Genomic DNA, 24,353 nt, shown 5'->3' with positions numbered 1-24,353 from the left:
AAGGAACGTATGAATAAGATCTTCGACAACAAGCAGGAGTTTACCGAGCTTTATCGCGATGCCGTCATGAGCATTAGCGGCAAGAGCGTCGAGGCCGCCAGCGACCTGGATCGCTTTAACGCCTTGGCCAAGCTCGTGGCCGAAAAGGCCCGCACCGTTGCCACCAAGAGCGACGCCCGCGCCACCGCCGAGGGCAAGAAGCGCGTGTACTACTTCTCGATCGAGTTTTTGATTGGCCGCCTGCTCGACAACTACCTGCTCAACTTTGGCGTGCGCGACATGGTCGCCGAGGCGCTCGACGATATGGGCCTTGACCTGTCCGTCATCGAGAGCCAGGAGCCCGATCCGGCGCTGGGCAACGGTGGCCTGGGTCGACTGGCCGCATGCTTCCTGGATTCCATGGCAGCCGAGGGCATTGCCGGCTACGGCAACGGCATGCGCTACCGCTACGGCCTGTTTAAACAGGAGATCGTCAACGGCAGCCAGGTCGAAACCACCGACGAGTGGCTCACCAACGGCTATCCCTGGGAGGTCCGTCGTCAGGACAAGGCCGTGACCATTAAGTTTGGTGGCCGCGTCGAGGGCTTTGAGGAGAACGGCCGCACGTTCTATCGAACCGTGGACACGCAGGACATCCTGGCCGTCCCTTACGACATCCCCGTGGTGGGCTATGCCGGCGAGACCGTCAACAAGCTGCGCGTCTGGGCCGCTGAGCCGGTCGAGGAGCACTTTGACCTTGAGGCCTTCAACCGCGGCGACTACGCCCTGGCCGACGCCGAGCGCGCCGAGGCCGAGGCCATCAGCGCCATCCTCTACCCCAACGACGCCGGCGAGCACGGCCGTCTGCTGCGACTGAAGCAGGAATACCTGTTTGTCTCGGCCGGTATCTATAGCCTGCTCGACACCTTTGAGAAGGAGCACGGCGCGAACTGGGAGCTGCTGCCGCAGTTTGTGGCCATCCACACCAACGATACGCACCCCGCCATGTGCGGCCCCGAGCTCATGCGCATCCTCATCGACGAGAAGAAGCTCGAGTGGGATGACGCCTGGAACATCGTGACGCAGGTCGTGAGCTACACCAACCACACCATCCTGCCCGAGGCCCTGGAGAAGTGGCCCATCGGCACGTTCTCCAAGCTCCTCCCCCGTGTGTACCAGATCATCGACGAGATCAGCCGTCGTTGGCATGAGTCGTTCGATACTACGCAGGAGGGCTGGCAGGAGCGTCTGCGCCAGACCGCCATCCTATGGGACGGCGAGGTTCGCATGGCCAACCTGTCCGTGATCTGCAGCCACAGCGTCAACGGCGTGGCCAAGATTCACTCCGATATCATCAAGAACAATGTGCTCAAGGACTTCTATGCCTTAACGCCCGAGAAGTTCAACAACAAGACCAACGGCATCTCGCACCGTCGCTTCTTTGCCGAGGCCAACCCCACCTACGCCAAGCTCGTGACCGAGGCCATTGGCGACGGCTGGCTCAAGGACGCCTTTGAGCTGGAGAAACTTAAAGGTTTTCAGAACGACACCGAGTTCCTGAAGGCCGTGGGTGCCTCCAAGCGCACCAATAAGGAGCGTCTTGCCGCCTACGTTAAGGCAGAGACCGGTCTGGTTATAGACCCCAACACCGTCTTCGATGTTCAGGTAAAGCGTTTTCATGCCTACAAGCGCCAGCTCATGAACATCATGAAGGTGATGGACATCTACAACCGTCGCATCGCCAATCCCAACTTCCACGTGACACCGACGACCTTTATCTTTAGCGGTAAGGCTGCCTCGAGCTACACCTTTGCCAAGGAGACCATCCGCCTGATCAACTCGGTGGCCGAGGTTATCAACAACGACCCGCGCGTCAACGAAGTCATGAAGGTCTGCTTTATCCCCAACTTCCGCGTGAGCAACGCACAGCTCATCTACCCTGCCGCCGAGATTTCGGAGCAGATTTCCACAGCTGGCAAGGAGGCCTCGGGCACGTCCAACATGAAGCTCATGATGAACGGCGCCATTACGCTGGGCACCCTCGACGGCGCCAACATCGAAATCGCCGATTTGGCCGGCCGCGAGAACGAGGCGATCTTTGGCCTGACCGCTCCCGAGGTCGAGCAGCTCTGGGCATCGAACAGCTACTTTGCGTGGGATACGCTCAACAATGATCGCGAACGTCTGGGCCGCGTGATGGATGAGCTCAAGGACAACACGTTTGCCGGCCTTTCGGGCAACTTTGAGAGCATCTACAACGAGCTTATGAACAACAACGACCCCGACCTGGTCATGGCAGACTTCCGCAGCTACGTGGATGCATGGGAGAAGCTCACGGGCAGCTATGGCGACCAGGAGACCTGGAACCGCAAGGCCCTGCTCAACACCGCCTCGAGCGGCTGGTTCTCGAGCGACCGCACCATTCGCGAGTACCGCGACGAGATCTGGCACGCTTAAAGGCCGCGAGTTCCCTTTGCCGCACGGCATTACTCGACGGGCGCGACCGAGCGCCGCGCCCGTCGCTAATGGGTTTAGGAACATCGATGACAGAAGGAGAAACCGATGAGTAAGAAAGAATGCATCGCGATGCTCCTCGCAGGAGGACAGGGAAGCCGATTGGGGGCACTCACCCAAAAGATCGCTAAACCGGCGGTTAGCTTTGGTGGCAAGTTCCGCATTATCGACTTTTCGCTGTCCAACTGCTCCAATTCGGGCATCGACACGGTGGGCGTTCTGACGCAGTATCGTCCCTATCTGCTGCATGCCTACGTGGGCTCTGGCGAGGCGTGGGATCTGGACAGCCGCGACGGTGGCGTGTCGATCCTGCCGCCGTACGAGACGCAAACCGGTGGCGCATGGTATGCGGGCACGGCCGACGCCATCACGCAGAACCTCGACTACATCAAGTCCAACGACCCCAAGTACGTCCTGATTCTTTCGGGCGATCATCTGTATCGCATGGACTACCGCAAGATGCTCAAGACGCACATTGAGAACAACGCCGACCTCACGGTGAGCGTTATGCCCGTGCCGTGGGAGGAGGCCAGCCGCTTTGGCATCCTGACCACCGACCCCGAGGACGGCCGCATCACCAAGTTCACGGAGAAGCCCGAGAAGCCCGATTCGAACCTCGCGTCCATGGGCATCTACATCTTCTCGGCCGACGTCCTGGTCAAGGCGCTCGAGGAGGACGCTCTGGACCAGCGCTCGAGCCACGACTTTGGCAAGGACATCATCCCCAAGCTGCTCGGCGAGGACAAGCGCCTGTACAGCTACGAGTTCCACGGCTTTTGGAAGGATGTTGGCACCATCGCCAGCTTCCACGAGACCTCGATGGACCTGCTGGGCAACAACCCCGAGTTCGATCTGTTTGACAAGAGCTTCCCCATCATGTCCAACATCACCACGCGTCCGCCGCACTACATTGGCCCGGACGGTCGCCTGGACGACTGCCTGGTCTCCAATGGTTGCAAGATCTACGGCACCGCTCGCCACTCGATCCTTTCGACCGATGTCATCATCGAGGAGCGCGCCGTGGTCGAGGACTCCGTGCTGCTGCCGGGTGCGCACGTTAAGAGCGGCGCGCACATTTGCCGCGCTATTTTGGGCGAGAACTCCACGGTCGAAGAGGGCGTGAAGCTCGGCTCTGTCGATACCACCAAGGATACGGCCGTCGTTGGAAATGACGTCGTTGTCGGGAAGGGGGAATGATCCGATGATCAATCGCAAGGCCATCGGCTATATCACCGCTAACTACTCTTCGACCTACGGCAGCGTGCTGCTCAAGGATCGCCCCATCGCGTCCGTTCCGTTTTTGGGCCGCTACCGCCTGATCGACTTTCCGCTGTCCAACATGATGAATGCCGGCATTAAGACCGTCGGCGTTGTCATGCCGGGCAACTACCGCTCGCTGATCGACCACGTGGGCTCGGGCAAGGACTGGGGCCTGGACCGCAAGAACGGCGGCCTGTTCATGGTGCCCGGCAACGCGTATGGCACCACCAAGGGCGGCATGCGCTTCTTGCTCCGCGACATCATCTCCAACAAGACGCTGTTCCAGCGCTCGGACAAGCCCTATGTTGTGATGATGGGCACCAACGTCATCTTTAACATGGACCTCAACACCATCATCGAGGCGCACGAGAAATCCGGTGCCCAGATGACCGTGGTGTACTGCAAGGCCACGCACAACGTCGAAGACGAGACCAAGCTCGATATCAACGAGAACGGCCGCCTGACGGCCGTAAGCGCCGGCGTCGCGTACGGCGACAACGCCTCTATGGACTGCTGCATCGTCAACCGCGAGACGCTGCTCGAGATCATCGACCACTACCAGGCCGCCGACTATCTGGACCTGCTCGAGGCACTCCAGGGCGACTTTGGCAACATCGACGTGTGCAGCTATGAGTACAAGGGCGAGGTCGTGGGCGTGTTTAGCGAGAAGTCGCTGTATCGTCGCAGCATGGACCTGCTCGACCAGACCGTGGCCGATCAGCTCTTTGACCCCGAGCGCCCGATCCTGACCAAGGCCCACGACGTGCCGCCTTCGCGTTACGCGACCGGCAGCCACGCCTGCAACTCGATCATCTCGGCCGGCTGCATCATCAAGGGCACCGTGCGCAACTCGATCCTGTCGCGCGGCGTTGTGATCGAGGAAGGCGCCTCGGTGACCAACTCGATCATCAACCAGAGCTGCATCATCAAGAGCGGCGCCCGTGTTGAGAACGCCATCTTGGACAAGAACAACGTGGTTCCCACCAACACCGAGCTTCGCGGTACGCCCGAGAACATCCTGGTGCTGGGCAAGGCTCCGTTAACTTCCGATACCACCATCGCTCGTTAACGTTGGCACCACATAATCGCACGTAACTTGTAGAATAGTCGCCCGGTTAGCGCCAGGCGACTATTCTCGAATTGCAACATGGGAGACATAATGGCACAAACCAGCAAAAAGATGCAGATCGTGTTTGCCTCGGCCGAGTGCGCGCCGTTTGTTAAGACCGGCGGCTTGGGTGACGTGGCGGGCTCGCTGCCTGCGGCACTCGTGCGCGCTGGCGCCGAAGTCATTGTGATGGTGCCCAAGTACGCCACCATCAAGGACGAGTACAAGGCGCAGATGGAGCACTTTGCCGACTTTTACGTGAGCCTGAGCTGGCGCAACGAGTACTGCGGGTTGGAGAAGCTCGAGCACGACGGCGTCACCTATATGTTCGTGGACAACGAGCACTACTTTGCGCGCGACTATCCCTACGGCTTCTTTGACGACGGCGAGCGCTTCGCGTTTTTCTCCAAGGCCATCACCGAGAGCCTGCAGCACCTGCCCGAAGGCTTTGAGTGCGACATCCTGCACTGCAACGACTGGCAGACGGCGCTGGCGCCCGTGTTCTTGCGAGAGTTCTACCAAGGCCTGCCGCTGTACGACCGCGTCAAGACCGTGTTCTCGATCCACAATGTGGCGTTCCAGGGCCAGTTTAGCGACACCGTGATGGAAGACATACTGGGTATGGCGCATATTCCGGCAGCCGCCACGCAGTTGCGCTGTGACGCCTGCAGCATTAACTATATGCTGGGCGCGTTGCACTATGCCGATGCCATCACCACGGTGAGCCCCACCTATGCGGGCGAGATCCAGACGCCCGAGTTTGGCGAGGGCCTGGACGGTGTGCTGCGCGAGCGTTCGTACGCTCTGCAGGGTATCCTCAACGGCATTGACGTTGTGGGTTTTGATCCGGCGACCGACAAGCGCATTGCCGCCAACTACACGGTTGATGACCGCGCGGGGAAGGCCGTATGCAAGGCCAAACTGCAGGAGGAGTTGGGGCTCGAGATTCGCGACGACCGCCCGCTTATGGTGATGGTCACGCGCCTGACGCGACAGAAGGGCATGGACCTGGTCATGTACGCGCTCGACCGTATCCTGTCCGGTGGCGTTCAGGTGGCCGTGCTGGGTACCGGCGACCGCGACTACGAGGACGGCCTGCGCTACTTCCAGGGCAAATACCCCGGCACCATGGCGGCGCGTATCGAGTTTGACCCGGCACTTTCGCAGCGCATGTACGCCGCCGCCGATATGTTCCTGATGCCCTCGAAGTTTGAGCCGTGTGGCCTGTCGCAGATCATCGCCATGCGCTACGGCACCCTGCCCATTGTGCGCGAGACCGGTGGCCTGAAGGACACCGTGCAACCGTACAACGAGTTTACCGGCGAGGGCACGGGCTTCTCATTTAGTCACTTTAACGGCGACGAGATGGGCGACGCGGTGTTCCGTGCGGCTCGCCTGTTCTGGGATAACCGCAAGGCCTGGGATCAGCTGGTCACGCAGGCCATGAGCCAGGACTTTAGCTGGACACGTTCGGCCGATAAGTATCTGGACCTGTATTTCTTTATGCACCCAGAGATTGAGAGGCCGGTGGCAGTGGAGGCTGCTGCGGTTGTGGAGGAGCCGGTGGCTGTTGAGGCTGCTGCGGCTGTGGAGGAGCCGGTTGCCGCTGAGGCCGAGCCTGCGACACCCGTTAAGGAGCCGGTTGCTGCCGAGGAGCCCAAGGCCGAGGAGCCCAAGGCCGAGGAGCCCAAGGCCGAGGAGCCCAAGGCCGAGGAGAAGCCGGCTGTCGACGGCGAGGTAAAGCCCACGGCGAAGCCTGCCGCCAAGAAGACGACGACCCGCAAGACGACGTCTAAGAAGGCCACGACCACGAAGGCCGCTACGAGCAAGACCACCGCTGCCAAGGCAACCACCACGCGTAAGCGTACGACCGCCGCTGCCAAGAAGGCCGTCGAAGCCGAGGCCGCTCCCGAGGTAAAGGCCGAGGCCACCGCTGAGGCTACCACTGCCGAGGCTAAGACCGCGGCAAAGGCTCCGGCCAAGACCGCTGCCAAGAAGACGACCGCGACCAAGACCGCAACCAAGACCGCAACCGCCAAGAAGGCCACGGCTACGAAGTCGCCGGCGACCAAGGCTGCTACGACGAAGGCCGCCGCGAAGACGGCCCCGAAGGCTACTGCAAAGCCCGCCGTCAAGGTCGAGGAGGCGCCCTCCGAGCCCAAGGCCGAGGCAGCTGTCGAGGCAAAGCCGGCCGCCAAGACCACCACACGCAAGCGCGCCACGACAACGGCCAAGAAGGCTACGACCAAGACAGCCGCTCCCAAGGCAGAGGCTAAAGCCAAGGACAAACCCGCAGTAGAGGCCGAACCGGAACCGAAGGCCGCCGAGGTCAAGACCGCTCCGAAGGCTACGGCAAAGACCGAACCCGCCAAGAAGGCCCCGGTCTCCCCCGCCGCTCCAGCCGAGGAAAAGGCTCCGACCAAGAAGACCTCCGTCCGCAAGGCAACGGCCACCCGCAAGCGCCACTAGCCCACAGACGATCTAAAACCTAATAAAAACCCTTAACAAGGGGCGCTCCAACCGGGCGCCCCTTCTCTGTAGATAGTTGGTAAAACGATTTTCTAGGACAACCGTTCGCCGATAGTGAGCGACTGTAGTTTATACAACTAAAGTGCAACGGATATACTTATGCACTGTGCGTTAAGCCCATGACCCGCTGGCCATGATTGTATAGAACTGGACCGTACTATGAGATTGATACACAACAGCCGCCTGACGCAGTTTCGCACTCCTTTTGGCGCTGTGACCACTGGAACTTCCGTTTCGCTTTCGGTGATTTTGGAGGATGCCGACCCCAACCAGGCAACGCTCACCCTGCGCACTTGGGTCGACGGCACCGGAGAGACCTTGATCCCCATGGAGCACAAGGGCGATGGCATCTTTACCGGTGAGCTCAACTGCGCCGAGCCCTGTCTTGTATGGTACAGCTTTATATGCAATATCGAAGGCCAGTCCGAGGTCCGCTTGGGTGCGCCGCAGGGTCGCACCGGCGGCGAGGGCGTTGTATACGACTACGCCGAGGTTCCGTCCTTCCAGATTACCGTCTACAAGCACCGCGAGAACCGTCCCACCTGGTACGAGCACGGCATGGTCTACCAGATCTTCCCCGACCGCTACGCCCGCGACGAAAACTGGCGCGAACGCACGCTGGCCGAGGTCGAAAAACCGCGTAACGGAATCCAGCGTCGCATGGTCGAGGACTGGAACGAGCCGCCCGTGTACGAGCGTGCCGAGGACGGATCCATCAAGACCTGGGATTTTTACGGCGGTTCTCTCAAGGGTATCCAAAATGACCTGCCCCGCATCGCCGAGCTGGGCTTTACGGCCATCTACCTCAACCCGATCTTTGAGGCCGCGAGCAACCACCGCTACGACACGGCCGATTACACCAAAATCGACCCGATTCTGGGAACCGAGCAGGACTTTACGGAGCTATGCGAGGCGGCCGAGAAGCTCGGCATTTCCATCATCCTGGACGGCGTCTTCAACCATACGGGCGACGACTCGATCTACTTTAACCGCTACGGCAACTATCCCGGCGTCGGCGCGTGGCAGAGCGAGGACTCCCCGTGGCGCGATGCGTTTACCTTCCACGAGGACGGCTCGTATGACTGCTGGTGGGGCGTGAGCAACATGCCCGCCCTCAACGAGAATTCCGAGCTCGTGCGTAAAAAGCTTCTAGGCAAGGACGGCGTCATTCGCAAGTGGCTGCGCGCCGGTGCCCACGGCTGGCGACTCGATGTGGCCGACGAGCTTTCCGATGACTTCCTGGCCGATATCAAGGCCGCCGTGCTCGAAGAGAAGCCCGATGCGCTGCTGCTCGGCGAAGTCTGGGAGGACGCCTCCAACAAGATCAGCTATGGCCATCTGCGCCGTTATCTGCAGGGCTCCGAACTCGATTCCGCCATGGACTACCCCTTCCGCGACATGGTCATCGGCTTTTTGATGGGCTACAGAGATGCCTATCAGGCTGCCGAGGACATCGAGACACTGCGCGAGAACTACCCGCGCGAGGCACTGGCCTGCGCGCTCAATCTGCTTTCGAGCCACGACCGTCCGCGCATTATCTCGGTGCTCGGCGGTGGTCCCGACGAGTCGCAGCTACCCGAGAGCGAGCGTAGCAAATGGCGCTTGGACGAGAACTCCATGGACCTGGCCAAGAGGCGCTTTTGGTTGGCGACGCTCATGCAGATGACCTTCCCCGGCGTGCCCTCGATCTATTATGGCGATGAGTACGGCCTGGAGGGCCTCACCGATCCGGGCAACCGCCGTACCCTGCCGACAAAGGACCAGCTCCACGATTTCGATACGTTGGCCATCGTGAAGAACGCATCCGCCCTGCGCCGCGCGTTGCCTTTTATGGTTGACGGCGAGATCAAGGCCTTCGCGCTTAACGACGACGTCCTAGCCTACACCCGCACGGGCAAAGACGGCGAGGCTGCGACCGTTATCATCAACCGCAGCCTGCGCAATTCGCACCGCGTGACGATTCCGGCGCTCGGTGAATGCGCGAGTGACGTGATCAGCGGTCACGAGTGCGAGATCCACAACGGCACGGTCACACTCGATCTGTATCCACTGGGCTCTTCGATCATCTATCACCATGCCGAGAGGCGCCTGCAAGAGCCGCTCGATCATGGTGCGGGCGTCGTGTGCCACATTACCTCGGTGCCGACTGACGATGGCAAGCCGGGTACGATCGGCGCACCCACGCGCCGCTTTATCGACCACCTGGCCGCCATGGGCATGCGCTACTGGCAGGTCCTGCCCGTCAACCCGACGGATTTCTTCCGCTCCCCCTATGCCGGACCCTCGGCTTTTGCGGGTAACATCGACCTGCTGCCCGAGAGTCACGAGGAGCTGGCCGCCGACTTCGCTTCTTGGAAGGCCCGCGGCGGCGAAGATGCCGACCCGCTGTACACCGCGTTTAAACATCGTAATGCCGATTGGCTCGAGAAGTACTGCGTCTACATGGCCGTTAAGAAATACTTTGAGGGCGAGTCGCGTCACAATTGGCCGGCAGATGTCGCGCGCTACAACGAGCATCTGATCGACGACAAGCGCTTCCACGACGAGGCCGAGCTTCAGGCGTACATGCAGTACCGCTTTGACCTGGCTTGGTGCGAGCTCATGAACTATGCGCACAAGAAGGGCATCGAGGTCATCGGCGATATCCCGATGTATGTATCGGACGATTCGGCAGATGCGTGGAGCGAGCCCGAGAACTTCTGGCTGTCCGATACCGGCAAGGCAATCGAGATCTCCGGTGCGCCGCCCGACAACTTTGCGCCCGAAGGTCAGGTGTGGGGCAACCCCACCTTCCGCTGGGATCACATGAAGGAGAGCGGCTATCGCTGGTGGCTCGATCGCCTGCGCCGAGCGTTCGCGCTCTACGACCGCGTGCGCCTGGACCACTTCCTGGGCTTCCACAACTACTTTAGCATTCCCGCTGGCAAAGCCTGTGCCGACGGCCGCTGGCTTGCTGGTCCGGGCAAGGACCTGTTCCAGACCGCCTACGACGAGCTGGGTCCGCTCAATTTTATTGCCGAGGATCTGGGCTATCTGACGCCAGGCGTTCGCGCTATGGCTTCGACCTGCGGTTTTCCCGGCATGGACGTACTGGAGTTTAGTGACTACGACGTTCGCTGCGGAATTCATCCCACGCCGGGCAAAATCCTGTACACCTCGACGCACGACACTTCGACGCTCGCTGGCTGGTGCACGCGCTCCTTTGCAGGCGGCGACGAGCCGAGCGGTGCTGAGGTAGCGGCCAAGCTGATGGGCGACGCGCTCGCAAGCGACGCCCCCCTGGTGATGATGCCGCTGCAGGATGTGCTGGGGCTGGGCGATGACGCACGTATGAACGTGCCGGGTGTAGCCACAGGCAACTGGACGTGGCAGGCACAAGAGGCAGACGTTGCGGAGGCCGAAGAGAAAACTGCGAAGCTCCTGCGCAGCACCCATAGATTCTGGGGCGAAGCGTGATAAAACCCCCGATATAGGGTACAGTTACAAACGTTTGAATTTTTGCGGGCAGAGCGATCTGCCCGCTTTGTGCTGAAAAGGAAGTATTATGGCGCGCTACGAATATAAGTGCACGAGCTGCGGCAACGTTTTTGAGGTTGAGCACCCCATGTCCGAGACTCCCGAGGTTGTATGCCCCAGCTGCGGCGCCCCGGCATCCAAGACGTTCTCGGCCAGCGGCATTAAGTTCGACGGCAGCGGTTTCTACAACACCGACCAGCGCAGTGGCGGGTCCAGCACCAGCGCCACAAGCGGTTGCTGCGCCGACTGCCCACATAACCACTAGCGACAAGCGGTCCCGACACCCAGGCTTCCTGATGAGTTGCGGTGAAATAGTTCCTGAATCAGCCCTTTCAACGGCCAAACAGGATCCATTTCACCGCAACTTTTCTTTAGATCGGATTTCGGGCTGATGCTAAGTTTGTAACATTTCAAAACCCTGCCGGATTACGGGGCCGAATTGGCAACCTCTATCCATTCCGGTAATTTGCAAATTTCAACAAACCATCTACCTGCGGTTTTATTTAGGCCATTTTTGCTGTGGTCAGGCATCACCAATCTTGCCCCGTAATCCGCTCTACTTTTGATAGCAGCAAGTATGAAACGGGGCTATTTTTCCCACTCTTTAGCTAATTTGGGACGGGGCTTTTTTAGCTGCCCCAGCTGATAACGCAAATGTTTGGCCGACTGGCGGCCAGGGCAGCTAAAAAAGCCCCGTCCCAAATTAGCTACCCTTGGAATCCGTTTTACTTGCGGACTAGTCTGGCGCAGAAGTGGCCGTCGTAGGAATCGGCGTTTGCGGGGACGCTCTGGAAAAGTCCACGGTCGTTCTGGCGTACGGAGACAAGCTTCTTGGCCTGCGCGAAATCGGGGAGCTGCAAAATCTGGGCTTCGGAGAGCGGCGCCACGGAAAAGCCGGCGCCCTCGGGAGAGGCTAGGAAGGCATCAACGACCTGCGTGTTCTCCTCGTCGAAGACCGAGCAGGTGGCATAGATAAGCTCACCGCCGGCAGCCACGCGCGCGGCTGCTTCCTTGAGCATCGTCAGCTGCAGGCGGGGCAACTCAGTCGTAACGTCGCCCTCGGCAAGGCGCCACGGTATCTCGGGATGACGGCGCATGGTGCCGGTGCCCGAGCACGGAGCATCGATAAACACCGTGTCGAACAGGGCAGGCTCGCCAAGCATCGCGTCAAAGGACGTGAGCACCTCATTGAGCTCGCAGGCATCGCCCGACACCGTACGAACACCCGTAATACCCGCCTTATGCAGACGTGCGAGATTCTGGTCGCACTTGCGGTCGTGCAAATCGAGTGCGGTGTGCTGGCGGTCATAACCGGCACGCTTGGCTTGGCACATCATCACATAGGTCTTAGTGCCACGACCGGCGCCAATCTCTAGACAACGCCCGGGACGGGTCGCCGCGGTAGCGATGAGCTGGGCGTTAAGGTCCGAGGCCACGGCAGCTGCGCGCTCAAACACACCCGACGCAACCGTGGCCTGCGCGTCGACCGGCGCATGGCAACCCGGGAACACGGGTGCCACAAGCTGCGAAATGTACGGATCGGGTTTGGTTGCAAAGGCATTCTCGTGCAAAGCCAGCGGCGCGGGCGCCAGATTGCCGGCAAAGCCGAAAGCGCCCTCGGGTGTATCGAACGACGCCATAATGCGAGCGCACAGCCAGCGCGGCATGCCCATCAGGCGAGATAGGCGAACCAAACGGCGCTCGGACTCATCGGCATCCGCCGCAGTGGCAAAGTCCTCGATGTTGTTCGCAACCTTATGCAGCACGGCGTTCGCCAGACCGGCGGCAGACTTAGCACCGCTGCGCACGAGCTCAACGCCCTGACTCACCGCAACGCGACCCGGGGTATGCAGGTAGAGCATCTCGAAGGCCGAGATACGTAGTGCCATGCGCACACGGGGCGCGACCTTTTTGGGCTTATCGAGAAACTGGTCGAGCAGCTCATCCAAAATGCCCTGGGTGGCTGCAACGCCCAGTGCCAAACGAGCGGCGAAAGCAGAATCGCGCTGGTCAATGGCCTTGGCCGAGGCGCGGGACGAGAGCACGTCACGCGCGTACATGCCGCGGCGATCGGCCTCCATCAAAACATCGAGCGCGAGCTTGCGCGCGGGGGAAAGCTTACTCATGACAAAACACCCCACGAAAGATCCGCACCCTGCAGGCCGGCAGCCCAGGCAGAAGCAGCCATAGCACGCTTACCATCGGGCTTAACCTCGAGCAGTTCGACCGCGCCATCGGACAGGCCCAGGTAGACGCGCTTGGCCTGAACGGCGACGAGCCCCTCACCAAGCGATACATCTGCCGGCGCGGCATCGAGGACGCGCACGGTCTTGCCGGCAATCACGCAGCGAGCGGGAGCGGTGTCGGAAGAGGCAAGCACATGACGCACGCAATCAAGCGCCCCCATCTGCGGATCCAGACGCATCTCCTGCTTGGAAATCTTGGCAGCATGCGTGACAAGGAACTCATCCTGCTCAGTCCAAACAGCCGAGCCATCGGCAAGCGAGGGAAGCGTATCGGCAAGCAACTTACCGCCCAGCTCACCAAGCTCCATGGTCAGTGCCTCGGCATGTTTACCGGCAACCGAGGTCGACACCTGCGCGCAATAAGCGCCCGTATCCACGCCATGCCCAATGCGCATAATGGAAACGCCAGCAACCTCGTCACCAGCAAGAATGGCACGCTGAATGGGAGCAGCGCCACGCCAACGCGGCAGCAGCGAAGCATGAACATTCACAATACCGAGCGGCGCCATATGCAGCACCTCATCGGGCAAAATGCAGCCATAGGCAGCCACACAGAAAATATCGGCATCAGCAGCCTTAAGGCGATCAATAACATCCGGCGTCATACGATTTGCCTCAACAACGGGCAGACCAAGCTCAAGCGCCTTGGCCTTAACAGGAGACGGCTCCAATTTTTTACCACGCCCGCGAACAGCATCGGGACGCGTAATTACCAGCGTAATCTCATTCCCAGCCTCAACAAGCGAAGTAAGTGACGGCACAGCAAAATCTGGCGTACCCATAAACACAATACGCATAAAGAACGTCTCCCCTCAAACAAAACCGAGACGGCTACAAATAACAGCGGAAAGCCAAGTCGCCAGCCCATCCGCAATAACAATTCAACAAGAACAAATATACCCAAAACCAAAGAAAGAGCCGCAATAAAAGCAGCTCTTCCGACAAAGCAATTATCAGCGAAGACGCCCCTCCCTGGCCCGACGTCACCCGGGCGAAAAGGAGCACGAAAACACAGTCCCCTTCCGCCGCAGGGCTTAGGTTGTTGCTCCACGCGCAGTTCCGCACGAGCCGAAGAGCACTTAATGTGCTCTTCGTGCGAGCAGGACTGTTTGAGCATGGAGCAAAACCTAAGCCCTGCGGCGGAAGGGGACGGTGGGACCTACTCCGTCTCGCCCGGTCGAGCGCCGCGGGCCAGGGCGTCCTGGTACTCCTTGACGGCCTTGATGCGCTGCATCGGCTTGAGTCGCTCGAACATAGTGTTGCCGTGCAGGTGATCGATCTCGTGCTGCAGGCACACGCAGAACAGGTCGCCCGAGGCCTCATAGCGAATCAGGTTGGCGTCCAGATCGTATGCCTCGACAACGACATGGTCGGGACGCTCGATCTCGCAGCTAATGCCGGGAATAGACAAGCAGCCCTCGCTAAACGGCACCAGATGGTCGCTCTGCTCAACAATGACAGGGTTGATGAGCACGTACGGGTCATAGTCGTTCTTGTCGGTATAGTCGCAGTCGATGGTGACGAGCTGGATGAGCTCGCCGATCTGCGGGGCGGCCAGGCCGCAACCGCCGTTGTCGAACATCATCTTCTTCATCTTCTCGGCAAGCGCCTCGATCGCCGGGGTGATCTCCTCGATGACGGCGCACTCCTGGCGCAAACGAGGGTCGGGCGACAATACGATTCCGTTGGCTTCCATGGCCATCCTTTCGGGTTGTTACATCAAATCATAGGCGTCGACGTCAACGCTCACGCTCACGCCGCGCACGGAGCCCACCTCTTTGAGGCAGGCGTCGATATCATCAGAGACATGGTACCCTACCGGCGACTTTACAAGCAGATGGAAGCGGTAACGGTCTTTGGCTCTCTCGATTACACACGAAGCGGGGCCCAACACCTGCGGCACGGCGCTCCCCGCTCGCAAAAAGTCAGGAGCAGTGGCATGCCAGCGGCGCTTGAGAAGCTTTGCGATGCGCCCAATGTAGTCCTGCGCATTATCACGATTCGCCGACCACACCAAAATGTTGACAAGACGCACGAAAGGCGGGTACAGCGCGTCTCGGCGCTGGTCCAGGTCGTAGTCGGTAAAGATCGAGCGGTCGTGCTCGGCAACGGCGCGAATGACCGGGTCCTCGGGCAGATACGTCTGGATGATAACCTCGCCGGGGCGATCGCCGCGGCCGGCGCGACCGGCGACCTGTTCCAGCAAATCGTAGGCGCGCTCCCCTGCCCTAAAATCGGGCAGCTTTAACGCAAAGTCGGCATTGACCACGCCCACGAGCGTGACCTCGGGAAAATCGAGGCCCTTGGCAATCATCTGGGTACCCAGCAGCACCGCGCAATCGGCGGCATCGAACTGCTCGAGTAGTTTTTTGTGCGCATCCTTGCCGCGTGTGGAATCGGCGTCCATACGAATGATGGCGACATCCTCGGGCAGCATCTGGCGTAGGGCGTCCTCGATCTGCTGCGTGCCCAGGCCCATTTTTGCCAGGTAGCGGCTGCCGCACTTGGGACAACGACTCGTGGGCGCCGGATAGGGCTGCACGCGCCAGGACGATCCGCAGGTGTGGCACTGCAGCGTGTGCGTGCGCTCGTGGTACGTGAGCGCGGTAGAACAGTGGTTGCAGGTGGGGACGCAGCCGCACTCACGGCACATCAAAAACGGCGCAAAACCGCGGCGGTTGTGCAGCAGTACGGCCTTCTCGCGGCGCTCGACCACGCGTTCCAGGCCTTCCATCAGCGGTTTAGAGAACATGGAGCGGCTGCCGTGCGCGAACTCGCGGCGTAGGTCGGCAATGCGGACCGTGGGCAGCACGGCGTGTCCCGGGCGCTCGGGCATCTCGACACGCGTCCAGGTGGCACCGTTATACATACCGCGGCGACAGCGGTCGAGGGCCTCGGCCGAGGGCGTGGCGGAGCCCAACACGAGCGGGCACCGATAGCGGCGCGCCATCTCGGAAGCCACCTCGCGCGCATGGTAGCGCGGGCTGGAGCCCTGCTTGTAGCTGGTCTCGTGCTCCTCGTCGATGATGATGAGGCCAAGATCGCTGAGCGGGCAAAAGAGCGCCGAGCGGGCGCCCACGACCACGCGCGCAGCACCGCTGGCAACCATATCCCACTGGTCCAGACGCTCGCCGGCCGAAAGTCGCGAGTGGAAGACCGCGACCGTCTCGCCAAAGCGCGAGCGGAAGCGGCCGACGGTCTGGGCTGTCAGCGAGATCTCGGGCACGAGCACGCAGGCCGAACGGCCGGCCGCCAGCACGCGCTCAATCGCCGAGAGGTAAACCTCGGTTTTACCGGAACCGGTGACGCCATCGACAAGGACCACGTCGCCATGGGCATCAAGGCGGGCGCGTTCAATCTGGGCGAGCGCCTGCTGCTGGCCGTTGGTGAGAGAAACCGGCGCCTTGCCGCTTGCCGAGGACAACGTGGTCTGCTCGCTACACCCACGCCAGGCGCGGCGCTCCTCCACCACCACGACGCCGCGTTTTTCGAGCGCTTTAATAGTCGCCGACATGCTGTTGTAGAGCAGGTTGAGGTCGCGCGTCGTGACCGGGCCGCATTGGAGCGCGTCGATGAGCTGACGCTGACGGACCGCTGTCTTGGGCGGCGTGTAGTCGAATCCCTCGGGCGTGAGCATGACCCAACGATTTTGGATGGGTTTTACAGCGGGGCGCTCAACGGTCCACACGCCGTCATCACCCTTCACGACACGCGGGCTGCCGCCCGGAGGCAAGAACAGACGCAGGCACTCGGAAAGCGTCGCGACGTACTCGTGGCTCATCCAGCGCGCAATGCGTGCAGCCTCGGCGGTAAAGAGCGGCTTGCTGAGGATGGCCTCGATGGGCTTGATGCGCAAGAGGTCGAGGGCGTCGTTGCCTTGCAGGTCGCCCAGCTCGGGCGCGATATCGACGATATAGCCCGCGGCCGCACGGTTGCCAAAGTGGACCAGGACCGTGGACCCGATCTGGGCGTCGTTGGCAAGGGACTGCGGGATGCCGTAGTCGAATGGCTCGGAGAGCGCACGGGTCGGGATGTCGAGGACCACGCTCGCGTAGGCGGAGACGGGTTCGGGTGCGGGCTCGGGCTGCGCCGGGGCGGCGGCAGGGGCCGTGGACCTCGGAGCTTCATCCGGTTCCGGCGAACCAAACAGCGACAGTTGCTCGGCCATGGTCTCTGTACCTCCCATCCCATACGTCTTTAGAAACAAGAGCCCCGCTCGGGTGAACGGGGCTCAGAAACATGCGTTTACGCAGCTGCTACAGCGCCATCGTGCGGGCGCGGTCGATGCGCGCCAAGCAGTCGTCGCGGCCGACGAGCGCCATGGTCTCGCCCAGCGGGGGGCTCACCATGTTACCGCAGACGGCGACGCGCACAGCTTGGAACACCACGCGCTTCTTGAGGTCCATCTGCTCGGGCAGCGGCTCAAGCGCGGCGTCGATGTTGGCAGCCGTCCACTCATCCACGCCCTCGAGCGCGGCCTTGGCGGCATCCAGAATGGCGCCCATGCCTTCCTTGGCCAGACCCTTGTTGACAGACTTCTCGTCATACTCGAGCGTCTCGGCCGTGGCAAAGATGGGAGCGGCGACGGTCACGGCGTCGGCCGGCATCTTGGTGCGCGGCTTGACGATGGCGGCAAGCGCGTCGATCCAGTCCTCGCCGTACTCGATGTTGCCCTCGATCATACCGGCCTCGTGCAGCTCGGGAATCATGATCTCGTCGGCAAACTGGGCGTCGGACATGTTGTTGATGTACTCGGCATTGACCCAGTCGAGCTTTTTGGGGTCGAAGGTCGCCGGGTTCTTGGAAATGCGGTCGAGCGAGAACTTGCTGGCCAGAACATCGCGCGGGATGATCGTGGTCTCGCCGTCGAGCGACCAGCCGAGCAGCGCCAGGTAGTTAACGAACGCGTCGGACAGGTAGCCGGCGTCGCGGTACTCCTCCACCGAGGTGGCGCCGTGGCGTTTAGAGAGCTTCTTGCCGTCGGCACCCAAGATCATGGAGATGTGGGCGAACGTGGGAACGGGGGCGCCGAGGGCCTCGTAAACCATGACCTGGCGCGGGGTGTTGGACAGATGGTCGTCGCCGCGGATGACATGGGTGATCTTCATCATGGCGTCGTCGACGACAGTCGCGAAGTTATACGTGGGCGTGCCATCGGAGCGGAAGATGACGAAGTCGTCGAGCTCCTTGGCGTCGAAGGTCACCTCGCCGTGGACGGCGTCGTGGATGACGACATCGCCGCGGTCCTCGGGCACCTTGATGCGAAGGACGTAGGGCTCGCCGGCCTCGATGCGGCGGCGTGCCTCCTCGGGATCGAGATCGCGACAGCGGCGCTGGTAGCCCTGGAAGGGGTCTTTACGCTCCTGGGCGGCCTTACGGTCGGCCTCGAGCTGCTCCTTGGTGCAGAAGCAGGGATAGGCCTTGCCCTCGTCCCAAAGCTTCTGGGCGGCCTGCTTGTACAGGTCCAGGCGCTCGGTCTGGGCATAAGGGCCAAAGTCGCCGCCAACCTCGGGACCCTCGTCCCAGTCCAGGCCCAGCCAACGCATAGCGCGCAGAATGATCTGCGTGTTCTCGTCGGTAGAGCGGGTGGGATCGGTGTCGTCGATGCGCAGGATGAACGTGCCGCCGTTTGCGCGGGCAAAAGCCCAGTTATAGATAGCGGTGCGGGCGCCGCCGATGTGCAGCTTGCCCGTCGGTGAGGGTGCAAAGCGGACGCGAACGTCTGATGCCATGGAAATCTCCTCGATTGCAGGATGGATGTCTAACCGTACCAGTATAAAGCAACAATGCCCACCTCCGCACAAAGGGCACCGACCCAGTCATCGAGGCCGGGTAGCTAATTTGGGACGGGGCTTTTTTAGCTGCCCCGGCAGGCTATCGGCTAAACCAGCAAACTATCAGCCGGGGTAGCTAAAAAAGCCCCGTCCCAAATTAGCTACCTCATGAGTAGGTGCGGAAAGGGTGTGAATGTTGGATTTACGCGCTATGATGTGCCCCTGCATACAGAGCCCAGCGGAATGGTAACGGTCGCTGGGACACGTTATTCGAAAGGACAATCATGTCAGAAGAGCTTCGTTCCATCCCGCCCCAGCAGGGGTCTTTTGTGTTTACGTCGGAGTCGGTGACCGAAGGCCATCCCGATAAGATCGCCGACCAGATCAGCGATGCCGTCCTCGACGCAATCCTCGCCAAAGAAATAGAGCTGCAGGAGCAGGGCTATATTGCGCCCAACGGCGTGCCCGCCAACGTTGAAAACGTCCGCTGCGCCTGCGAGACCCTCGTGACCACCGGCACCGTCATCGTCGCCGGAGAGATTCGCACCCAGGCATACGTCGACGTGCAGGAAATCGCCCGTGGCGTCATCCGCCGCATCGGCTATAACCGCGCCAAGTTTGGCTTTGACTGCGATACCTGCGGCGTCATGAGCCTCATCCACGAGCAGTCCCCCGATATCGCCCAGGGCGTCGACGAGTCATTTGAGACCCAGACCGGCGCTACCACCGACCCGATCGACCTGATCGGTGCCGGCGACCAGGGCATGATGTTTGGCTACGCCTCCAACGAGACCAAGACCCTCATGCCCATGCCGCACTACCTGGCAAGCCGCCTGGCGGAACGCCTGTCCGCCGTGCGCCACGACGGAACCCTGCCCTATCTGCGCCCCGACGGCAAGACCCAGGTCACCGTGCGCTACGAGGACGGAAAGCCCGTGGAGGTCACAACCATCGTCATCTCCACGCAGCACGCTGCCGAAGTTGAGGACATGGGCAAGATCAAGGCCGACCTCATCGAGCATGTCATCGCACCCGTCATGGATGCCGAGAATATGCCGTGGGATGGCGCCGATATCTATGTGAACCCCACCGGCCGCTTTGTCGTGGGCGGCCCCATGGGCGACACGGGCCTGACCGGCCGCAAGATCATCGTCGACACCTACGGCGGCTACGGCCGTCACGGCGGCGGCGCCTTTAGCGGCAAGGACTGCACGAAGGTCGACCGCTCTGCCGCGTACGCCGCTCGCTGGGTCGCCAAGAACGTAGTCGCCGCCGGCCTGGCCGATCGCTGCGAGGTCGAGTTGGCCTACGCCATCGGCGTGTCCAAGCCGCTGTCGATCATGGTCGACACCTTTGGCACCGCGCATATTGCCGAGGACAAGATCGTCGAGGCCGTGGAGAAGACCTTTGACCTGCGCCCGGGCGCAATCATCCGCGACCTGGACCTGCGTCGCCCCATCTATGAAAAGACGGCAGCCTACGGTCACTTTGGCCGTGAAGACGCCGACTTTACCTGGGAGAAAACGGACCGCATCGACGAACTCAAAGCAGCCTGCGGCCTGTAAGCTAACGAGAAAAGCCACAGCCAAATAAAAACGCACCAAAAAGAGGTACCGGAACAACCGGTACCTCTTTTTTATTTAAAGGTGGTGAAGATGAGCCGACCTGGGACATGGAATAGGTCACAGGCCGATAAATTTTGCAGCAGAGCGACTCCAACCATGTATCCTAAGTTCCGAGGACTTTAGTATTTGGTCGATCGCGAGTTCCGCACGAGCCGGAGAGCACTTAATGTGCTCTCCGTGCGAGTCAGGACTGTCCGAGCAGGCGACCAAATACTAAAGCCCTCGGAACGGCGGGACAGCGTATGCCCCGCCCCTCGGGACAACGGGATAGAACAGGAGCGCATATGGCAGGCAAGCCGCAAACACTAGCTACGACCTCGGCATTCGAGATCTTGGGCCCCATCATGGTCGGCCCCAGCTCATCGCACACCGCCGGCGCCCTGCGTTGCGCCCAGGTTGCCGCCAGCCTGCTGGAAGGCCGCATCACCAAGGTCACCTTTGGCCTGTGGAACTCCTTTGCCCACACCTACCGCGGCCATGGCACCGACCGCGCACTCGTCGCGGGCATCTTGGGCCTCGACACCGACGACGAAAACATCAAGCAGGCCTTTGACCTCGCGCGCGAGCGGGGCCTCAGCTATCACTTTGACATTAAGGGCGACGACGCCTCCATCCACCCCAACACCGTCGACATCGACATGGTCGATGACACGGGCGCCACGGCGCAGGTCCGCGGCGAGAGCCTTGGCGGCGGCAAGATGCGCATCAGCCGCATCAACGGCGTCGGCGTCGATATCTCGGGCATGTATTCCACCCTGTTTGTGGCGCACCAAGACGTCCCCGGCGTTCTCGCCGCGCTCACGAACCAGCTCGCCTACGAACACGTAAACATTGCCTTCTGCCGCACCTACCGCACCGAGGTAGGCGGCCAAGCTTATTCCGTCTTTGAGACCGACGGCACCCCCGATGACATCGTCGTTCCCATGCTACGCATGCTCGACCATGTCGATTACGCCACCTTCATTGAGCTTCCCGGCTCGGCCTCATCGCTCTCCCCCGGCGTTTCCGCCAAGGAAATCTTCGACGATGGCGAACAGCTCCTCGACGCCTGCGCCGAACTAGGCCTCAACATTGGCGCCGTCATGGCCGTACGCGAAGCCCGCCTGACCGGCGAGCAGCACGCCGTCGCCGCCATGCGCCGCGTACTCGAGGTCATGCGCGAGGAGACAACGGCGCCCATCGCCGCACCGCAGCGCTCGCTCGGCGGGCTTATCGGCGGCGAGGCAAAACTCGTCGACGCCACATGCCGCAACGATCTGAGCACAAACCTGATGGGCGCCGTCCAAACCGAAGCCGTAGCCCGCGCCATGGCCGTGCTTGAGCGCTCTGCCACCATGGGCGTCATCGTCGCCGCCCCCACGGCCGGCTCTGCGGGCGTCGTGCCCGGCTGCGTGTTGGCGCTCGCCGACCATCTACAGCTCGATGACGAACAGGTCATGGACGCACTCTACTGCTCTGCCGCGATTGGTCTCAACCTCACCACAAGTGCCTGCGTCGCGGGTGCCGAAGGCGGATGTCAGGCTGAGGTGGGCAGCGCCGCCGCCATGGCCGCTGCCGCGCTAGTCCAGATGCTGGGCGGCACGCCCGAGCAGGCACTCGACGCTAGCTCTATCGCACTGAGCAATCTGCTTGGTCTTGTATGCGATCCCGTGGGCGGCCTTGTCGAAGTGCCATGCCAAAACCGCAACGCGATCGGCGTGGCGGCCGCATTTAGCTCGGCGCAGCTCGCCCTCGCCGGCATTAAGAGCCTGGTGCCGTTTGACCAGATGGCACACGTCATGCTCTCGGTGGGCCACGCGTTGCCGGCCACGCTGCGCGAGACGGCAAAGGGCGGCATTGCACAAGCTCCGGCCGCGCTTTCGGCCTGTGCAAAATGCGGCGTGTGCGGATAAAGAACAGTCCAAAACAAGAGGTGGGACAAATGTCCAACCTCTTGCCAATGCCACCGTTTCAATACCACAAACAACTAGGTAATCGCTATAATGCAAGCCCAGTAAAAACACGATGAGCCGCAAGGCGAAACTCGAAGGATATGCATACGATGTCGCAAAACGACCGCACCCAACTGATTCCCGATCCTAAACAGCCTTCTAGGCCTACCGACGGCGTCCAGTCGCCGCGCCCCATTACGCCAACGCGTAGCACAAAGCATGGTTTGGGAAACACCTCACAGCGACAGAACCCTCATGCGTATCAGCAGCGTCAGAGCAATAAAGCGACTAAGCACGCGCCTTCACACACCCAAAACCATCACAAGGGCCCCCGTGGGTCAGAGAACCACGCCAACGGGAAAAAATCCGGGGCGAAAATGACCCTTTTCGTTGCTCTGGGCCTCATTGTTGTCGTTTACATTGTTGGCGTTGTCGCATTTTCGCAGGTAGCCTACCCCAACACCACCATTGCCGGCGTCGACGTCTCGTTCTCCAACGCTTCGTCTGCTGCCACTAAGGTCAACTCGGCATGGAAGCACTATAAGCTCACCGTGACAGGCGATGACTTTAACTGGACTTATCAGCCCGAGTCCGATGAACCCATCGTCGACGGCGAAGCTGCCGCAAAAGAAATCATCAGCCGCAACGAAGCCTTTATATGGCCGTTCCGCCTTGTGGAATCCTTAAGCGGCAAGACCAAAACAACCGCTACCTCCAACGAAGTCGATCTTGAACAAGACGTCGACCTGTCCATGCTCTCTGACACCTTTGACCAAAAGAAGTTTGAGGAGGATCTGGGCGCCGCCATTGACGAGTTTAACGAGGGCCGTTCGGGTACGTTCGAGGCCAATAGCTCCTATGACGAGCAAGCCGGCAAGTTTACCGTCGAGAAGGCGCGCTCCAACGAAAAACTCAACCGCGAGCATGTCATTAAGTATGCCGAGCTCGAGCTTGCCTCGCTGGCCGAGACCGTAGATCTTTCCAAGCTCGGCAACGATGCCTATGAGCCGCTCAATGAAACGCTGACCAATGATCAGATTCAGGCCGCATGCGATGCCGCCAACAACTTCTTGGGCGTCAACGTGACCCTCAAGCTCAACGGCGAGGATGCCGGCAAGGTCGACGGCAGCTCCGTGTTGCAGTGGATCAGCTTTGCCGATCCGGCCAACCCCACACTCGATACGTCGCAGATCGGTAGCTGGGCAGCCGAGCTCGCCAACGGCTTTAATACCGTGGGCACCACCCGCTGGTGGACGCGTGCCGACGGCAAAGAATGTGCCGTCGAGGGCGGTGACTTTGGCTGGTCCGTCGATAGCGACGCGCTTGCCAAGCAGGTCGAGGACGCCATTAACAACAAGCAGACCGGCGAAATCGAGATTAAGTACTCCCAGAAGGCCGACACCTATACCGCAAAGGGAGAGCCCGACTGGAAGGCGTATATCGACGTCGACCTGTCCGAGCAGCACGCGCGCTACTATGACGAGAACGGTAATATCGTTTGGGAAGCCAACTTTATCTCGGGCAAACCGGGAGAGGATGCCACTCCCGAGGGCGTTTGGCAGATCAATAGCAATGACGGCGCAAGCAAGCTCATCGGTGCCAAAGACCCAAAGACCGGAAAACCAAAATACGAAAGCCCCGTGTCATATTGGATGCCGTTTGAAGGCAACATGGTTGGTTTCCATGATGCAACATGGCAAAACGATCAGAGCTTTGACGACCCAAATTCGTACAAATGGTGCGGCAGCCACGGTTGCATCAACTTGCGCCTGGCCGATGCCAAGGCACTCCACGATTGCATCAACGTAGGCCTATGCGTGGTCGTGCACTCATAGCACATCACATGCAACACAACAAAGCCTCGTGTCACC

14 protein-coding genes are annotated in these 24,353 nt (G+C 60.8%); 9 read left to right on the top strand and 5 right to left on the bottom strand.

Going from position 1 to position 24,353, the window contains the following annotated elements; all coding sequences use genetic code 11:
• Positions 1–9: 9 nt before the first annotated feature.
• The 6 genes from ACTQ48_RS04500 to ACTQ48_RS04475 all read left to right on the top strand — a co-directional run bounded on the left by ACTQ48_RS04500 (position 10) and on the right by ACTQ48_RS04475 (position 11,171).
• The gene (locus ACTQ48_RS04500) at positions 10–2,436 is read left to right on the top strand and encodes a glycogen/starch/alpha-glucan phosphorylase (RefSeq protein WP_441048450.1); all 2,427 of its coding nucleotides are present in this window, start codon (positions 10–12) and stop codon (positions 2,434–2,436) included.
• Between the two features lie 105 nt (positions 2,437–2,541).
• On the top strand, positions 2,542–3,690 hold the full coding sequence (locus tag ACTQ48_RS04495; RefSeq protein ID WP_154518056.1) for a glucose-1-phosphate adenylyltransferase: 1,149 nt from the start codon (positions 2,542–2,544) through the stop codon (positions 3,688–3,690).
• Between the two features lie 4 nt (positions 3,691–3,694).
• Positions 3,695–4,822: a glucose-1-phosphate adenylyltransferase subunit GlgD gene (gene glgD, locus ACTQ48_RS04490; RefSeq protein WP_441570235.1), complete on the top strand. Its 1,128-nt coding sequence runs from the start codon at positions 3,695–3,697 to the stop codon at positions 4,820–4,822.
• Positions 4,823–4,912: 90 nt separating this feature from the next.
• Positions 4,913–7,330, top strand: a complete 2,418-nt coding sequence (glgA, locus tag ACTQ48_RS04485) for a glycogen synthase GlgA (protein WP_441570234.1) — start codon at positions 4,913–4,915, stop codon at positions 7,328–7,330.
• A 219-nt stretch (positions 7,331–7,549) separates the two neighbouring features.
• Positions 7,550–10,846, top strand: a complete 3,297-nt coding sequence (locus ACTQ48_RS04480; RefSeq protein WP_441570233.1) for a 4-alpha-glucanotransferase — start codon at positions 7,550–7,552, stop codon at positions 10,844–10,846.
• Positions 10,847–10,934: 88 nt separating this feature from the next.
• Positions 10,935–11,171, top strand: a complete 237-nt coding sequence (locus tag ACTQ48_RS04475) for an FmdB family zinc ribbon protein (RefSeq protein ID WP_154518065.1) — start codon at positions 10,935–10,937, stop codon at positions 11,169–11,171.
• A 460-nt stretch (positions 11,172–11,631) separates the two neighbouring features.
• Here the strand turns inward: ACTQ48_RS04475 and ACTQ48_RS04470 are convergent, their stop codons facing one another.
• The 5 genes from ACTQ48_RS04470 to gltX all read right to left on the bottom strand — a co-directional run bounded on the left by ACTQ48_RS04470 (position 11,632) and on the right by gltX (position 18,884).
• A complete protein-coding gene (locus ACTQ48_RS04470) occupies positions 11,632–13,032 on the bottom strand; it encodes an RsmB/NOP family class I SAM-dependent RNA methyltransferase (RefSeq protein WP_441570232.1) in 1,401 nt (466 codons plus the stop codon).
• The gene (gene fmt, locus ACTQ48_RS04465; RefSeq protein ID WP_441570231.1) at positions 13,029–13,949 is read right to left on the bottom strand and encodes a methionyl-tRNA formyltransferase; all 921 of its coding nucleotides are present in this window, start codon (positions 13,947–13,949) and stop codon (positions 13,029–13,031) included. Before fmt ends, ACTQ48_RS04470 begins: the two co-directional genes overlap by 4 nt.
• A gap of 362 nt (positions 13,950–14,311) precedes the next feature.
• Positions 14,312–14,848, bottom strand: coding sequence for a peptide deformylase (gene def / locus ACTQ48_RS04460; RefSeq protein ID WP_118449363.1), 537 nt, complete (start codon positions 14,846–14,848; stop codon positions 14,312–14,314).
• Between the two features lie 18 nt (positions 14,849–14,866).
• On the bottom strand, positions 14,867–17,338 hold the full coding sequence (gene priA / locus ACTQ48_RS04455) for a replication restart helicase PriA (RefSeq protein WP_441570230.1): 2,472 nt from the start codon (positions 17,336–17,338) through the stop codon (positions 14,867–14,869).
• A 70-nt stretch (positions 17,339–17,408) separates the two neighbouring features.
• Positions 17,409–18,884 carry a glutamate--tRNA ligase gene (gene gltX, locus ACTQ48_RS04450; protein ID WP_441570229.1) on the bottom strand — a complete coding sequence of 492 codons (1,476 nt, stop codon included), beginning with the start codon at positions 18,882–18,884 and terminating at the stop codon, positions 17,409–17,411.
• Between the two features lie 326 nt (positions 18,885–19,210).
• Between gltX and metK the strand changes: the two genes are divergently transcribed.
• The 3 genes from metK (at position 19,211) to ACTQ48_RS04435 (ending at position 24,317) form a co-directional block, all read left to right on the top strand.
• Entirely contained in the window at positions 19,211–20,491 is a 1,281-nt protein-coding gene (metK, locus tag ACTQ48_RS04445) for a methionine adenosyltransferase (RefSeq protein WP_427728191.1), read from the top strand.
• Positions 20,492–20,835: 344 nt separating this feature from the next.
• On the top strand, positions 20,836–22,443 hold the full coding sequence (gene sdaAA, locus ACTQ48_RS04440; protein WP_441570228.1) for an L-serine ammonia-lyase, iron-sulfur-dependent, subunit alpha: 1,608 nt from the start codon (positions 20,836–20,838) through the stop codon (positions 22,441–22,443).
• A gap of 416 nt (positions 22,444–22,859) precedes the next feature.
• Positions 22,860–24,317 carry a L,D-transpeptidase gene (locus ACTQ48_RS04435; protein WP_441570227.1) on the top strand — a complete coding sequence of 486 codons (1,458 nt, stop codon included), beginning with the start codon at positions 22,860–22,862 and terminating at the stop codon, positions 24,315–24,317.
• Positions 24,318–24,353: the final 36 nt, after the last annotated feature.

The sequence above is a fragment of the Collinsella sp. Sow4_E3 genome, assembly GCF_052116285.1.
Lineage (GTDB): Bacteria > Actinomycetota > Coriobacteriia > Coriobacteriales > Coriobacteriaceae > Collinsella.
The sequence above is the reverse complement of the archived record's forward strand: the minus strand, read 5'-3'. Positions and strand labels throughout refer to the sequence as shown.

Coding starts and splice junctions, on each gene's coding strand:
- ACTQ48_RS04500 (WP_441048450.1), top strand. CDS start 10: ATGAATAAGATCTTCGACAACAAGCAGGAGTTTACCGAGCTTTATCGC.
- ACTQ48_RS04495 (WP_154518056.1), top strand. CDS start 2,542: ATGAGTAAGAAAGAATGCATCGCGATGCTCCTCGCAGGAGGACAGGGA.
- glgD (WP_441570235.1), top strand. CDS start 3,695: ATGATCAATCGCAAGGCCATCGGCTATATCACCGCTAACTACTCTTCG.
- glgA (WP_441570234.1), top strand. CDS start 4,913: ATGGCACAAACCAGCAAAAAGATGCAGATCGTGTTTGCCTCGGCCGAG.
- ACTQ48_RS04480 (WP_441570233.1), top strand. CDS start 7,550: ATGAGATTGATACACAACAGCCGCCTGACGCAGTTTCGCACTCCTTTT.
- ACTQ48_RS04475 (WP_154518065.1), top strand. CDS start 10,935: ATGGCGCGCTACGAATATAAGTGCACGAGCTGCGGCAACGTTTTTGAG.
- ACTQ48_RS04470 (WP_441570232.1), bottom strand. CDS start 13,032: ATGAGTAAGCTTTCCCCCGCGCGCAAGCTCGCGCTCGATGTTTTGATG.
- fmt (WP_441570231.1), bottom strand. CDS start 13,949: ATGCGTATTGTGTTTATGGGTACGCCAGATTTTGCTGTGCCGTCACTT.
- def (WP_118449363.1), bottom strand. CDS start 14,848: ATGGAAGCCAACGGAATCGTATTGTCGCCCGACCCTCGTTTGCGCCAG.
- priA (WP_441570230.1), bottom strand. CDS start 17,338: ATGGGAGGTACAGAGACCATGGCCGAGCAACTGTCGCTGTTTGGTTCG.
- gltX (WP_441570229.1), bottom strand. CDS start 18,884: ATGGCATCAGACGTTCGCGTCCGCTTTGCACCCTCACCGACGGGCAAG.
- metK (WP_427728191.1), top strand. CDS start 19,211: ATGTCAGAAGAGCTTCGTTCCATCCCGCCCCAGCAGGGGTCTTTTGTG.
- sdaAA (WP_441570228.1), top strand. CDS start 20,836: ATGGCAGGCAAGCCGCAAACACTAGCTACGACCTCGGCATTCGAGATC.
- ACTQ48_RS04435 (WP_441570227.1), top strand. CDS start 22,860: ATGACCCTTTTCGTTGCTCTGGGCCTCATTGTTGTCGTTTACATTGTT.